12 protein-coding genes are annotated in these 14,644 nt (G+C 36.9%); 6 read left to right on the top strand and 6 right to left on the bottom strand.

Going from position 1 to position 14,644, the window contains the following annotated elements; all coding sequences use genetic code 11:
• The 6 genes from GFU89_RS03945 to GFU89_RS03920 form a co-directional block, all read right to left on the bottom strand.
• Positions 1–468, bottom strand: coding sequence for a nucleoside triphosphate pyrophosphohydrolase family protein (locus GFU89_RS03945; RefSeq protein WP_318845908.1), 468 nt, complete (start codon positions 466–468; stop codon positions 1–3).
• 254 nt (positions 469–722) lie between these two features.
• On the bottom strand, positions 723–1,142 hold the full coding sequence (locus GFU89_RS03940; RefSeq protein ID WP_318845907.1) for a hypothetical protein: 420 nt from the start codon (positions 1,140–1,142) through the stop codon (positions 723–725).
• Positions 1,143–1,152: 10 nt separating this feature from the next.
• The gene (locus tag GFU89_RS03935) at positions 1,153–1,869 is read right to left on the bottom strand and encodes a glycohydrolase toxin TNT-related protein (protein WP_318845906.1); all 717 of its coding nucleotides are present in this window, start codon (positions 1,867–1,869) and stop codon (positions 1,153–1,155) included.
• A 475-nt stretch (positions 1,870–2,344) separates the two neighbouring features.
• Entirely contained in the window at positions 2,345–5,275 is a 2,931-nt protein-coding gene (locus GFU89_RS03930; protein WP_318845905.1) for a reprolysin-like metallopeptidase, read from the bottom strand.
• 371 nt (positions 5,276–5,646) lie between these two features.
• Positions 5,647–6,144, bottom strand: a complete 498-nt coding sequence (locus GFU89_RS03925; RefSeq protein WP_318845904.1) for a DinB family protein — start codon at positions 6,142–6,144, stop codon at positions 5,647–5,649.
• 20 nt (positions 6,145–6,164) lie between these two features.
• Positions 6,165–7,304 carry an acyl-CoA dehydrogenase family protein gene (locus GFU89_RS03920; protein WP_318845903.1) on the bottom strand — a complete coding sequence of 380 codons (1,140 nt, stop codon included), beginning with the start codon at positions 7,302–7,304 and terminating at the stop codon, positions 6,165–6,167.
• Between the two features lie 191 nt (positions 7,305–7,495).
• Here GFU89_RS03920 and GFU89_RS03915 point away from each other — a divergent pair, with 191 nt between their 5' ends.
• The 6 genes from GFU89_RS03915 to GFU89_RS03890 all read left to right on the top strand — a co-directional run bounded on the left by GFU89_RS03915 (position 7,496) and on the right by GFU89_RS03890 (position 14,641).
• Positions 7,496–9,409, top strand: coding sequence for an endonuclease (locus tag GFU89_RS03915; protein WP_318845902.1), 1,914 nt, complete (start codon positions 7,496–7,498; stop codon positions 9,407–9,409).
• A 439-nt stretch (positions 9,410–9,848) separates the two neighbouring features.
• Positions 9,849–10,454 (top strand): SatD family protein, encoded by a 606-nt coding sequence (locus GFU89_RS03910; RefSeq protein ID WP_318845901.1) that lies wholly within the window; start codon positions 9,849–9,851, stop codon positions 10,452–10,454.
• A gap of 2 nt (positions 10,455–10,456) precedes the next feature.
• Positions 10,457–11,152, top strand: a complete 696-nt coding sequence (locus GFU89_RS03905; RefSeq protein WP_318845900.1) for a DUF3307 domain-containing protein — start codon at positions 10,457–10,459, stop codon at positions 11,150–11,152.
• 36 nt (positions 11,153–11,188) lie between these two features.
• Positions 11,189–11,911: a phosphoribosylaminoimidazolesuccinocarboxamide synthase gene (purC, locus tag GFU89_RS03900; protein ID WP_027372243.1), complete on the top strand. Its 723-nt coding sequence runs from the start codon at positions 11,189–11,191 to the stop codon at positions 11,909–11,911.
• 141 nt (positions 11,912–12,052) lie between these two features.
• Entirely contained in the window at positions 12,053–13,552 is a 1,500-nt protein-coding gene (gene purF, locus GFU89_RS03895) for an amidophosphoribosyltransferase (RefSeq protein ID WP_318845899.1), read from the top strand.
• 141 nt (positions 13,553–13,693) lie between these two features.
• Positions 13,694–14,641 carry a glycerophosphodiester phosphodiesterase family protein gene (locus GFU89_RS03890; protein ID WP_318845898.1) on the top strand — a complete coding sequence of 316 codons (948 nt, stop codon included), beginning with the start codon at positions 13,694–13,696 and terminating at the stop codon, positions 14,639–14,641.
• The last annotated feature ends 3 nt before the right edge of the window (positions 14,642–14,644 follow it).

Raw genomic sequence — 14,644 nt, 5'->3', positions numbered from 1 at the left:
TTATTTCTCGATAATTGATTTTAAATCAGCAGGAGAGTAGTATTTGTTTTTTAATACTTTATGATCTGCCTGTCTGTAAACGTTAAATTTTTCTCCGGACTTTTCATAAAAAGATTCTACTTCCTTCTCTTTGTAGAATTCAACGGTTTCTTTTGCCTGTTCTTCATTATCACACGCTTTCGACATATTGGAACGCTGAACTTCGTTGAATAGCTCTACAAATTTGCTGCCAAGTCCGAATTCAAGCACTGCACCACTCAAAACATACTGAAGATCACATAATGCATCTGCAATTTCTACAATATCATTGTCTGCAATCGCCTGCTTCAGTTCGTTCAATTCTTCCTGTAAAAGCTCTACTCTAAGGTTACATCTTTCCGGAGAAGGAATTTGCGGGGTATCTAAAATAGGGGCTTTGAAAGTAGTATGGAATTCTGCTACTTGGTTCAGACTATCAATTTTATCCATGAATTTTTTTATTTCCCACAAAGATAGAAAAGGATTTTTAAAATGGGAAATGTCCATGGGAAAATGTATGAATAAAGAGGAAGGGAAGATTATAACTTTTAATTTTCAAAATAAAGTTGAATTTACAATCGTATTTAAATATAAACATCTGTGAAAATATATATTATCTGTGGGAAAAACTGAATCTATAAAAGCAAAAAACCACAACTTTAAAAATTGTGGTTTTTGTTTTGAAATCAGTTGATTATATTCAATTATTTTAATTCTTCATATTTCCAGATGCCTGAAATACTCAATATCGTCAATCCCGGCTGTTTTTCACCATAGCTAAATACACCTATGTATTTTGAATAGCATGAGGAACAATCGGTACCAAAGTATAAAGTGGGCTGATCATTGACTGTCAGTTCTCCGAAATGAAGCATTCTTTGGGAAGTTCCATTGACAATTTCATGCTTTAATAATTCGTTTTTTGATACTACTTTGTCTTCATTGTACAACTGGAAGATGGAAAATCCCGATTCGTAGGGCTTTATCTCAACTGTATTTTCATGACCACAATTACAGCAGGTAAAAGTAGTAATGGCTGCCGGAAGTGCTTCATCGTTCATGAAAGTACTTTTTGTAACGGAAGCTTTTTTAGTAATGCTTATTTTTTTTGATATTGAATACATCTGAATGATTTTATGGCTGAATAACCGTGCCTACTAAGTTAGGGTATTTTCCGCTTGGACTTTTCTTAATAGTCACTTTTATGTAACCTTCTTCTGCTAATTTATTCCATGTTTTCTGATAACCTGTGTTGATATCAATTGGAATTTTCCACATAGTTTGTTTTCCTTTTCCAGCCTGGCTAAACCAAGGAATAATGTCTGCTGTCTGAGTTTTAAACTGCATTGAATTGTTCAATACATCAATCTCATAATAGAAATCATACTTTTCTTCAGCCTGGTTTAATGCTCTTTGGGTAAACGTATAGGTATATCCGTTGATGATAGGGCTTGTAAAGCTTCCTCCCAATGTAGGAACACCTGTTCCGTTGTAACTGCCTACAGCTCCGCTGTATCTGTCAAATTTCTGCCCGGCCTGTAAAGCAACATCATCAACGATATTGTAACCTCCGTTAGCAGGCGGCCATCCGCCATTTAAATTATTAGCTTTAAAAAGTGATTCCAGCTCACTCCATTTACCTCGTTTGTAAAGATCATAGGCTTGGTTTCTAACGGTTGAGCTTACCGTATTGTTGGGGTCATAAGTTACCGCCAGTTCATCAGCGCTTTTGTAGAATACGGTGGTGACGTCCGGGTTGGAGTCAACTACTTCATCATCTCTATCCGAATTACAGGCAATTGAGAACGAAGTAATCGTTAAAAAAAAGATGTACTTAAATAAATGTTTCATATAAAAAATTTTAAATTATTTTAAAATCAGGAGGTATTAGAGGGGGCTGCCTTTTAGAAACATCATTTTCTTTACAGAAATCTTAAGTGGAAATACTGATATGAATATTATTAATACTTTCCTGTCAATAAAAGGTACTGATCAGAATTTGCAATAATAACAGCTTTTCTGGCATTGAATGGTTGAAAAATCAATTCTGCCGAAATAGGGTCGAGAGAAGCAACGTCATCAGACGTTAAAAAACGACTTCGGAGCTCCCTTAAATACAAACTGGGTAAACGGTACAATAAAAGAATATTATTGTGCGATAAATTTAAATCAAAAAACTTAAATACTAGTTATTTTATTTTAAATAAAATATTTTTATGAAATTAATTACATTCATAAATGTTTTTGAAGTGATATTTTACATTTTACAAAAATAAAACTGCCCCGTAAAGGGCAGTTTTTTCACATCGTTTAATTTTAAAAGTTATTAATTTTTAATAAATCTTTTAGATGATTCTCCAATTTGAATCATATAAGCACCTTTGATAAGGTTGCTTACGTTCACAGAGCCTCTCTGAAGTTTTCCTGAGTCAATTAGTTTTCCACCCATATCGAAGATTTTATAGTCTTCTGAAGTTGTATTGGAAACATAAAGGATATCTCTAACAGGGTTTGGATAAAGCTTAATATCTGTGATCAGATCTTTTGTATTCTGAAGATCTCCTTTTCCTGAAGAAACAATATTAAGAGTGTAATCCTCAACCTGCCCATAAGTGAAAGCTTCACAAGATGAAGTAGGAATTGAGCTGTATTTCATCATCACTCTCATTCTTGTTGACCCAACAGTTGCTGTAGCAGGAATTGTGATAGATCCGGTAACAGGAGTTGTTGTAGATCCAGCTTTTGTCCAAGCTAATTCTCCACTGTCTGTAAAGTCTCCATCACCGTTGTAATCAATATAAACAGCGTATGCTTCGCTATATTTTGTTGATGTCCAAACCGGAGTCACAGAGATTGTATAAGCACTTCCTTTGGTTACATTGGTAGAAACTGAAGTAAAGTTTTCATAACCTGCTGTTCCTGTAGATGTATTATTAATAGATCCGAATTTTACATTTCCGATTCTTTCATCAGCGGTGTTAGATGCTGAAGAAGAGCAATATGAAACGCTTCCTCCTGCAAGAGTAGTAACACTTACGGTATTGCTGGAAACTGAAGCGTTTCCTGCCGCATCTTTTGCTTTAACAGAGAAAGAATACGTTGTTGATGGAGTAAGTCCTGTTACAGTATAAGTAGCAGAAGCTGTAGAGCCTATTAATGAAGCTCCCTGATATACGTCATATCCGGTAACGCCTACATTATCAGTAGCCCCTGACCATGAAAGGTTAGTTGTTGTAGCTGTGGTTCCTGAAGCAGCAAGGGTAGGTGCTGTAGGAGCAACGGTGTCAGGAGTTCCGGAACCTGCATTTACAGAGATGTTGGCATTGTTTACATCAAAGAAAATGTGATTAGATCCTTTTACCATAATTCTTCCTGTAGTTGTAGTAGAATTAGGAATAGTTACTGCCTGTGAACCGTCATTTGGAGTTCCAGCCAATAGAGTAGTCCATGTATTTCCATTGTCTGTTGACCAAAGAATATCCACATTCGCTGCATTCACACCATTTGCTGTAGTTCCTGCAACGCTCCATGTGATTGTTTGAGAACTACCTCCTGCGTAGGTTGTTGCTGAATTCTGGGAAGTTATAGCAAACGGACCTGCAGTTGCATTAACTGTGATAAGAGCATCATCAGAATTGTTTCCTGAACCTCCTGCTTTATTATCACGAACCGTAAATCTGAAATTTAATGTTCTTGCCACTGAAGAAAGAGCTTCTACTGTGATTTCAGAACCTGCTGTAGTTGTTGCACCTGTTAATACAGAAGCCATTCTTGGGAAATATCTTGCAGGCGAGGTTGTTGGAACCCATGATCTGAAGTTAGGCCCTGAAGCTTTTGTTGCACTGGCTGCTGAACTTGCTCCTGTTTGAGAAGAAGAAGCATTGTCCATTTGTTCCCAGATGTAAGTTAGAGAATCTCCGTCAGCATCCGTTCCTGTACCTGTCAGTACGAATGGAGTTCCCTTTGGAATTGTATAGTCTAAACCTGCGCTGGCTGTTGGAATTGAATTTCCTGTATTGGTATTGACAGAACAAGTTTTAGCTTTAATATTATTGGTGATCTGCTGAATGCTGATCGCATGGAAAAATGCATCAGAATGGGGCTGGATATCCTGGCTGGTAATTCCCGCGTACCCCATGATGGTTGATCCTGATCCTGGTTCCATATTAGCGCCTGTTCCTTCATTGTTCATAGAGAATGTATGGTTTCCTCCAAACTGGTGCCCCATTTCGTGGGCTACATAGTCGATGTCAAAATTATCTCCTGAAGGAATAGCATCTGCCGGGGAAGTATATCCGCTTCCTTTTGATCCGTTTGTACAGATACAGCCGATACAGCCTGCATTTCCTCCGCCTCCTGATGCTCCGAACAAGTGCCCGATATCATAGTTGGCTTCACCAATTACAGAAGTTAAGGTACTTTGTAACTGAGAATTCCAGCTGCTCATTCCGGAAGCTGCTGAATAAGGGTCTGTAGAGGCATTGGTATAGATTACAGTGTCATTGTTAGCGATCAGGACCATTCTTGCTGCGAAATCTTTTTCAAAAACACCGTTTACACGGGTCATCGTAGTGTTCATTGCAGCTAAAGCCTGAGCTTTTGTACCCCCGAAATACGTGGTGTATTCTCCGGTACAAGATAGAGCCAGTCTGAAGGTTCTTAGTTTGGCATCATCAGCATTAGGTCTTGCCGCAAGAGCAGAGTTGGAAACTCCTTTTTGGGCAGCGTCTACTACAGTACATTCAAACTTGTTAAGATCGTCTTTTTTGTCAGATTTTCTGTATACTACATAAGAAGAAAGATCTTTGGTGTAAGGCTCAATGAAAACAGTCGATTTATCACCATAAATTTCCATGGAAGACAGCCCTAGTGGAGAAACACTGAAGTAGACTGTGGAATTAGGATCATCCAGACCTTGTCCTACATAGGATTTGATATCCGGATATTTTGCTGCCAGTTCAGGGGCAAAGTTGGAATTTTCCCTCACTTTAAAATTTTCCATTCTGCCTTCAGAATTTGGAAAAGAGATGATGAGTTCTGATTTTTCGCCTACAGCCAGTCTTTTGGGAGCTTTTGCTAAAGCATTTTTCAATCCGTCGATGTTTAGGTTGTAAACCTTAGGATTGCTGATACCGGTTTTGTTTTCAAAAACCTCTGATGAAGCTTTTCTGGAACCTTCAGACCAAAGACGGTCAGTCTGTGCGAAAGAAACACCCGAGATAAGGAGCATTCCAATCAGCGTTAATTGTTTTTTCATATTAAATATTAAATTTGATTGTGGAATATCAAAGCTAATGAAAAATATATTATCAAAAACAAAATTTTTTAAGAGAAATTTAGAACATGGAATTAAAATACTATGCGATACATTGAATATAATTGAAAAAGCTTATTAATAAAAGAAAAGTGAAAGTGATGAAATGAATTTTAATTTTGAAAAAAAACGGAATAAGTTATTTTCTTTATTAATTTACTAAAATGAGACAATAAAATTCATTAATTATTTAATTATATGTGAGTAATATTGATGAATTGAGTTTTGGTAAATAGTACTATATGCTCTACGTTTCTGTACAAAAAAAAGCTGTTTCAAAATGAAACAGCTTAGTATATTTATATAATCCTTAATTACATTTTATCATCAGCAGTAGGGCCGTAAAGTCCAGGGACTTTGTTCCCAGTTGATCTTAAGTAAACAACCAGTTCACCTCTGTGATGGTACAGATGATTATAAAGAAAGCCTCTTACCACCTGGATTCTGGGAGATGGCGGGAAAAGTACATTTCCGTTCATTTCCATTTTCCACTCATTAAAATAAGTGCTTTCATCCGAGTTTTCCAGAACTTTCTGTGCATTGGCAACATTTTCTTCAAATTTTGCTAGGATATTTTCCGCTTTGGAAATGTCTCCCTTGTCATACTTGTACGCACCCATATCAAACGTATCCTCATTGAAAGTGGATTCGTACCAATTGTATACTTCAGCAATGTGAGAGGCCAACTGACCGGTAGTCCAGTTCTTTTCGGACGGTTTCCAGTCTAGTGCGCTGTCAGGGATTGCCTGCAAAATTTTTCTGGTGTTTTCAGCTTCGTGCAGAAATTCACCTAAAAGTGCCTGTTTAATCATTTGTATTGGGATTTAAAGATTTATTTTGTAATATCTCTTCCAATTACCAGTCTCTGGATCTCAGAAGTACCTTCACCAATTGTACAAAGTTTTGAGTCTCTATAGAATTTTTCAGCAGGGAAGTCTTTTGTATAACCGTATCCTCCGAAAATCTGAACTGCATTATTAGAAATTCTTACACAAGCTTCAGAAGCATACAATTTAGCCATAGCTCCTTCTTTTGTCATTTTCTGTTTTGCATTCTTCAAAGTAGAAGCTCTCTGGATAAGAAGCTCAGCAGCATCAATTTCTGTAGCCATATCTGCTAACATGAAGTTGATGGCCTGGAAATCTGAAATTGGCTTTCCGAACTGATGTCTTTCTTTTGCATATTTCAAAGCAGCCTTGTAAGCTCCTCTTGCAGTACCTAAGCTTAGTGCAGCAATAGAAATTCTACCACCATCCAACACTTTCATAGCCTGCTTGAAACCTTCACCTACTTCTCCTAAACGGTGAGAATCTGGTATACGTACATTATCAAAGATTAATTCTGCTGTTTCGGAAGCACGCATTCCTAATTTATTTTCTTTCTTACCTGAAGTAAATCCAGGCATTCCTTTTTCTAAAACAAAAGCTGTAGAGTTATTCTTAGCACCTATTTCTCCTGTTCTTGTCATTACTACGGCAATATCTCCTGAAATAGCGTGAGTGATAAAGTTTTTAGCTCCGTTGATGATCCATTCGTCACCATCTTTTACAGCAGTAGTAGACATACCTCCTGAATCTGAACCTGTATTGTGCTCTGTAAGCCCCCAAGCTCCGATTACTTTTCCGGAAGCTAACTGAGGAAGCCATTTGTGTCTCTGCTCTTCATTTCCAAATTCATAGATATGATTGGTGCAAAGCGAGTTGTGTGCTGCTACAGAAAGACCGATAGATGGGTCAACCTGAGAAATTTCATCCAGAATAGTAACATACTCATGATACCCTAAGCCGGAACCTCCATATTGTTCTGGAACAACAATTCCCATAAAACCCATCTCACCTAACTGGTGGAATAAGTCTTTTGGAAAAGTCTGACTTTCATCCCACTCCATAATGTTCGGTCTGATGTTCTTTTCTGCAAATTCTCTAGCTGTCTCCGCTATCATTTTGATGTTGTCAATAGTCTCTGTATTCATATAATAATAGTTAGTGCCCAAAGATAACCAAATTGATGGAATGCTAAAACAAATTATTACATTCGTAATATTTAAGCGGTAATGCGTTTAATTTTCAATTTTTTATATTTTTAGAATTAATGTTTTCTTAATAAAATATTCAGTCTTTTCCGTTTTTTATTTCACTATTTTAGTTCCCCAATTTTTAAAGCATGAAAAAAATTTTACTTCCTATCATTTTAATTTCATCCTATATTTCTGCGCAGGCACCAGCCGGATATTATGACGGAACGGCAGGACTGACAGGGTATGCTCTGAAATCAAAAATTCACGATATTATTTCGGATAAAATGATCAACTGGCATTATGATGACCTGAAGGTGCTCTATAACCAGACTGATCTTGACAAATATTATGATCATGATGCTTCCAATACTCAGTATATGCTGGATATATATTCGGAAATACCTGCGGGCCCGGATGCTTATGAATACAAATCAGATCAGTTAATAGCTGGTGCAGCCGGAGAAGGGCTGGGTTATAACAGAGAGCATATGATGCCTCAAAGTACATTCAGTACAAGCTCTTCTATCAGTGATTATCCTATGTATTCTGATCTGAATTTCATTATTCCTGTTGATGCCTATATCAACCAGCGAAGGAATAATTATCCTTATGGAATAGGAAATAATACCAATCATTATATTTTCACCAATACTTCGAGGATGTCCAATGCTGCAATTCCCAATTATCCTTATACCGGAAGAGTTTATGAACCTATTAATGAGTTCAAAGGGGATATTGCAAGGACTTTGTTGTATTTTGCGGTAAGATATGAAGGAAAACTAGGGTCGTTCAATACAGCCTATACTACATCAGCCAACTTAACACCAACTACCGATCAGTGTCCGCTTGACGGAACGGAAGAAAGAGCTATTGACCTTCCATATGTTGCTATGCTGAAGCAATGGAGTGCCTCAGATCCTGTTTCACAAAGAGAAATCGACAGAAATAATACCATTTATACGATACAGAAAAACAGGAACCCATTTATTGATCATCCTGAATGGATTGATCTGATTTGGTCTGAAACTCCTGATAATGTTGCTCCGGCAGCTCCCGGATCGCTGGTTTCAACACAGCAAAATGCTTATTTTGTGAATCTTAGCTGGATGGCTTCTTCTGATACTGATGTTTTAGGATACAGAGTTTATGTGAATGGTTCAGCAACACCTGCAGCTGTTACAAAGGGAACTTCTATAAGCATAGACCACCTGAACCCGTCAACAACTTATACTTTTACAGTGAAAGCTTTTGATAAAGCCTATCTGGAATCTCCGTTCAGTAATACGGTTACAGCGTCAACAATTGCTTCGGATTCCTATGCTCAGGATCTTATGATTACAAAGTATATCTCTGGAACCAATACAGATTCCGTTAAGAATAATGCTCTGGAAATCGTTAATAAAACCGGGCACGAAGTCAATTTAAATAATTACAGAATCAATATTCAGTTTAAAAACAATTCATCAGGAGCTATTTATAACGGAGATACCTATGAGCTGGAAGGTAAAGTGGGGAACAATGAAACTTTTGTTATTTTGAATCCAAAAGCGACTTTATCATGTTATACTAATGATCAGGCAAAATTTGTAACAGCTTCTGATCCTATGATTTTTGCAGGACAAAACTATGTAGAGCTCGCTTATAATAAAACGGTTACCATAGATGCTATCGGTGTAAAATATACTACCAATAATAATGGGAATGTATCTTTATATAGAAAAGCTACGGTAAATCAGCCAGCGAGTACTTTTAATATTAGTCAATGGGATTCTTATCCGTCCAATTATTGTCAGGATCTTGGCGGTACATTGTCTGCTTCAGAGCTGATAGCTGCAGCCAATGAATTTAAAATCTACCCGAATCCTGTTTATGATGATCTTTATGTAAGCGGAGCAGCGGAACAAGTAAAAACAGCTCAGATTATAGATCTTTCCGGAAAAGTGATTTTCACAGAGAAGGAGCCGTTCAGAAATAAGAAAAGTATTTCAGTGCAGGGAATTCCGACAGGAGTTTATTTTTTAAAGCTTGATGATAAGACACATCAGTTTATAAAAAAATAAATAATCTCAGGATTTAAATAATATTATTTTTTGTGACAAGCAAAACCTCACAGGTTTCTAAAACTGGTGAAGTTTATTTTTAAATAATAGGTAAAGGGAATTGATGAGATTGCTTCACTTTGCTCGTAATGACAAGTTTAGCCCTGATAGTAGCGGTTACCCCACAGCATGAAAGGAAAAGGAAGGAGCGAGGAGTATGAGCGGATAGCAGGAATAGCTTCTTACCTAAAAATAAAGTAAAAAATGTGGAGTTAAAGTAAACATAATAACAAAAGTTTTATCAATTCTTTGCATTTTCATAATTTTGCATTTTTGTTAAAGGCTTAAAAACCTTATGGTTACTACATAATCGATATAAGCAGATTCACTAATAATCAATATCTATAAGTGTTTCTGCTTATATTTTTTATTTATAAGTAATTATGCTTATATTTGCAGTATGATAGCGGTCATTACCGGTGATATTATAAATTCACAGCATGCGGACACTGAAGTTTGGATTACCAGACTTAAAAATCTTCTCGAAAGATGGGGAAGCGCTCCTGGCACATGGGAAATCTACAGAGGAGATGAGTTCCAGTTCAAATGCAGTATTGATGACGTTTTCTGGCGGTTTCTAGCCATAAAATCTCTTATTAAAAGTCTGGAAAATTTAGATGTAAGAATGGCCATCGGTATTGGTGAAGAAAGTTTCTCTTCTGAGAAAATCACAGAATCCAATGGTACAGCTTATGTACATTCCGGAAGATTACTTAATGATCTTAAAAATGACGGACATACAGTTGCCATCAAAACATCCAGTGACTCTGTAGACAGAGATCTTAATATTCTGTTGAAATGGTCTTCCAAAGATTTTGACAACTGGACTATGGCTACGGCAGAGATCATTCATGAGATGATCATGAATCAGGATATTACCCAGGAAGATCTTGCTAAGAGATTTGCTATTTCACAGTCTTCGGTGAGCCAGAGGCTGAAGCGAGCCAACTATGAGCTCATCGTGGAAACCAACCAGTATTTCAGAAAGAAAATCTCAGAACTATAGGCATGATCTTTATCAAACTCATATTGGCACATCTACTCGGAGATTTTATACTTCAGCCAAATTCATGGGTTGCAGATAAGGAGAACTATAAACTAAAAAGTAAGTTTTTATACTTTCATATTCTGATTCACACTGCATTAAGTCTTATTTTTCTTTGGGATTTGCAACTTTGGTGGGTAGCTGTTTTGATAGGGATCACTCATTTCATTATTGATGCTGCCAAGCTTACATTTCAAAATGCAAAAACCAAAAAAAGATGGTTTTTCATTGATCAGTTACTGCATATTCTGGTGATTGCCGGAGTTTCCTTTTATTTTCAGGAATTCAGTTTCAGCTTTTTGCAGAATCAGGAATTTTTAAAGCTCATCATGGCTGCGTTGTTTCTGACAACACCAGCATCTATTTTTATCAAAATCTTATTGTCATCATGGACGCCTGCTCCGGATGGCCCAAACACTATTCAAACCGAATCTTTATCAAGTGCCGGAAAATATATCGGAATTTTAGAACGTCTGCTGGTTTTCACTTTTATCATGGTGAATCACTGGGAAGGCGTGGGTTTCATGGTAGCTGCCAAATCTATTTTCAGGTTCAGCGACCTTGCACAGGCAAAACAGAGAAAACTTACAGAATATGTATTAATTGGTACACTGCTGAGTTTTGGGCTGGCTGTCTTAACAGGAATAATTATAAAATAAATCAATAAATCTAACTACAATTTAGAAAGTAAAATTATGAGTCAAAAGAAAGAAATGTTGTACGAGGGGAAAGCAAAACAAGTATTTGCAACCGATAATCCTGATGAAGTAGTAGTACGTTTCAAAGACGATGCTACAGCATTTAACGCTCAAAAGAAAGGTCAGGTTGATCTGAAAGGGGAAATGAACAATGCAATCACAACCCTTATTTTTGAATACTTAAATGAAAAAGGAATCAAAACTCATTTCATCAAACAATTGGACGAAAGAGAGCAGTTGGTAAGAAAAGTATCTATCATTCCTTTGGAAATGGTAGTAAGAAACTACTCTGCAGGAAGTATGGCACAAAGATTAGGAGTAGAAGAAGGAATCAAATCTCCGGTAACCATCTTCGATATCTGCTACAAAAAAGACGAATTGGGAGATCCGCTTATCAATGATCACCATGCTGTTTTCTTAGGAGCTGCTACTTACGAAGAGCTTGACGAGATGTATGAATTGACTTCGGATATCAATGAGATCCTTATCGACCTGTTTGATAAAATCAATATCATCCTTGTAGATTTCAAAATCGAACTAGGTAAAACTTCAGATGGTGAAATTATCCTTGCTGATGAGATTTCTCCGGATACTTGCAGACTTTGGGACAAAGATACTATGAAGAAGCTTGACAAAGACAGATTCAGAAGAGACTTAGGAGAAGTTACTGAGGCTTATGTAGAAATCTACAACCGTCTTAAAAATCTTTTACAGAAATAAGACTTCAGATACCAGATTTCAGATATCAGATGCTGGTACTGAAAATACTTTGTTAGTTAAAACAAAATTAAAATTTGAAGTTAGCTTTTAGTCTGAGATCTGAAATCTGACTTCTAAGATCTACAATTAGAAAAAATAGAAATGAAAAGTTTAGACATTCATAAAAGTGAATATTTAAAACAGTTTGAAACCCAGACTTACGGAAGAAATCTTTTCAGAACTCAGGAAGAGGAAAGACTTGATGCTCCCAATGAAGAGTGTGGGATCTTCGGATTGTATTCGGATAATGATCTGGATACTTTCTCTCTTTCGCAGTTCGGGCTTTTTGCATTACAGCACAGAGGCCAGGAAGCTTGTGGTATTTCCGTTTTAAAAGATGGAAGGATTACAAACATGAAAGATGAAGGACTGGTTTTAGATGTTTATAAAGACATTCAGGAACCTGAAACTTTTATGGGAAATTCTGCAATTGGACATACCCGTTATACCACTGCAGGAGATAAAAAGAAATATAATTTTCAGCCATTTTTCGCGAAAAACGAATATGACCAGATTATACTTTCTATAGCACACAACGGTAACCTTACCAATGCGAAAGAATTAAAAGAAGAATTGGAGGCTGAAGGCGTAGTTTTCAGAGCTACATCCGATTCTGAAGTAATCCTGAGACTGATCCAGAAAAACCTTGATTTAGGCCTTCGTGGAGCCATTAAGGCAACAATGGAAAAGATTGAAGGAGCTTATTCCGTAGTAGGGATGACAAGAAATAAATTCTTTGCATTCAGAGACTTCAACGGAATCCGTCCATTGGTTTTGGGAGCTATCGATGAAAGATCTTATGTAGTGGCTTCAGAATCTGTGGCATTGGATGCTGTAGGAGCTCAATACGTTCGTGATATTCTTCCTGGTGAGATCATTTATACCAATGAAAACGAACCTGGAAAACTTCATTCTTATATGATGGATGAGGCGAAAGGAAAGCAGAGAATCTGTTCTTTTGAATATATTTACTTTGCAAGACCTGACTCTACTTTAGAAAACATCAATGTATACGAGATCAGAGAAAAATCTGGGGAGAAAATCTGGGAACAGGCTCCCGTAGAGGCTGATCTGGTTATTGGAGTTCCGGATTCCGGAGTTCCTGCTGCCATTGGTTTCTCTAAAGCTTCAGGGATCCCTTTCCGTCCTGTTTTGATCAAAAACAGATATATCGGAAGAAGTTTCATTGTTCCTACACAGGAGATGAGAGAAAGGGTAGTGAACCTTAAGCTGAACCCAATCATCTCTGAGATGAAGGATAAAAGAGTAGTGATCATTGATGATTCTATCGTTCGGGGAACAACATCTAAAAGACTTGTTAAAATTCTGAAAGATGCAGGAGTAAAGGAAATTCACTTCAGAAGTGTTTCTCCACCAATCATTGCACCATGTTATTTAGGAATTGATACTCCGTCTAAAGATGATCTGATTTCTGCCAATATGACGACAGAAGAACTTAAAAATTATTTAGGAGTAGATTCTTTAGAGTTTTTAAGCATAGATAACCTGAAAACTATTTTAGGGTCTGCCAATCACTGCTTCGGATGTTTTACTGAAGAATATCCTGTAGGAAAAGGAGAAGAATTAGAGTTATTCAATTAATCTCTTTTCTGAAATTATATAATAAAAGAGCTGGGTCTATCACCTGGCTCTTTTGTTTTATAAATGTAGCAGAAGCTTAATATTCATGTATTATACAATACACAGGAGAGTTTTAATTTTGTTGGATTAAAACTTCAGGATATGAAAAACGCATTTTTCACGGGTATTTTTCTGGTATTTGCCCAGCTTTACTCTTCACAGTCTTTCGATAAACAGGCTCACCGCGGCGGAAAATCTCTTTATCCGGAAAATACTATCCCGGCAATGAAGAATGCCTTAAAAATGAATATCACAACCCTGGAAATGGATCTGGCTATCACAAAGGACAAAAAGGTGATCCTTTCCCATGATGCTTTCCTCTCGCCGGAGCTGGTCACCAAACCGGATGGAACGTATATTCCAAAAGACTCTGGTTTTTATTACAAAATTTATGAAATGCCTTATGCAAAAATTAAAACATTTGACGTAGGCTTGAAAAAACTTAATAACTATCCTGATCAAAAGAAAATGAAGGTGCAGAAACCTCTCTTTTCAGACGTCGTAGATGCATGTGAAGCTTATGCCCGTGAGTTGAAAAGACCACTGCCTTTTTATAATATAGAAACCAAAACCCGTCCTTTCTCCGATCATATATTTCATCCCGAACCTAAAGAATTTGTCGATCTGATGATGAAGATTATTGTTGAGAAAAAGATTCAGGACAGAGTGATTATCCAATCTTTTGATCCAAGAACATTGGAGATTCTTCATAAAGAATATCCTAGTATCATGACGGCTCTGCTGGTAGAAAAAGTGGATGATAAAAAACTTGCGCAGCAGCAGGCTTATTTTAAAAATATTCCTACTGAGAAATTCAAAATGTATCCCGATCATCTGAATGGTGTGGCTGGAGATATGAAGTTTCTGAGTTTTACTCCTACTATTTACAGTCCTGATCATACCCTTGTTACACCCCAATTGGTACAGGAATGCCATTCATTAGGCATGAAAGTGATCCCATGGACCGTGAACACAAAAGAAAGATTAAAAGAATTAAAAGAGATGGGAATAGACGGCGTTATCAGTGATGATCCGAGGATATTTGAATAATTT

Source organism: Chryseobacterium sp. JV558 (genome assembly GCF_033712365.1).
Classification (GTDB): Bacteria; Bacteroidota; Bacteroidia; order Flavobacteriales; family Weeksellaceae; genus Chryseobacterium.
Note: the sequence above shows the minus strand (reverse complement) of the source record. Positions and strands in the feature narration are given on the sequence as shown.

Bases quoted from the DNA above. Each gene is read 5' to 3' on its own strand.
- GFU89_RS03945 (WP_318845908.1), bottom strand. From the start codon at position 468: ATGGATAAAATTGATAGTCTGAACCAAGTAGCAGAATTCCATACTACT.
- GFU89_RS03940 (WP_318845907.1), bottom strand. From the start codon at position 1,142: ATGTATTCAATATCAAAAAAAATAAGCATTACTAAAAAAGCTTCCGTT.
- GFU89_RS03935 (WP_318845906.1), bottom strand. From the start codon at position 1,869: ATGAAACATTTATTTAAGTACATCTTTTTTTTAACGATTACTTCGTTC.
- GFU89_RS03930 (WP_318845905.1), bottom strand. From the start codon at position 5,275: ATGAAAAAACAATTAACGCTGATTGGAATGCTCCTTATCTCGGGTGTT.
- GFU89_RS03925 (WP_318845904.1), bottom strand. From the start codon at position 6,144: ATGATTAAACAGGCACTTTTAGGTGAATTTCTGCACGAAGCTGAAAAC.
- GFU89_RS03920 (WP_318845903.1), bottom strand. From the start codon at position 7,304: ATGAATACAGAGACTATTGACAACATCAAAATGATAGCGGAGACAGCT.
- GFU89_RS03915 (WP_318845902.1), top strand. From the start codon at position 7,496: ATGAAAAAAATTTTACTTCCTATCATTTTAATTTCATCCTATATTTCT.
- GFU89_RS03910 (WP_318845901.1), top strand. From the start codon at position 9,849: ATGATAGCGGTCATTACCGGTGATATTATAAATTCACAGCATGCGGAC.
- GFU89_RS03905 (WP_318845900.1), top strand. From the start codon at position 10,457: ATGATCTTTATCAAACTCATATTGGCACATCTACTCGGAGATTTTATA.
- purC (WP_027372243.1), top strand. From the start codon at position 11,189: ATGAGTCAAAAGAAAGAAATGTTGTACGAGGGGAAAGCAAAACAAGTA.
- purF (WP_318845899.1), top strand. From the start codon at position 12,053: ATGAAAAGTTTAGACATTCATAAAAGTGAATATTTAAAACAGTTTGAA.
- GFU89_RS03890 (WP_318845898.1), top strand. From the start codon at position 13,694: ATGAAAAACGCATTTTTCACGGGTATTTTTCTGGTATTTGCCCAGCTT.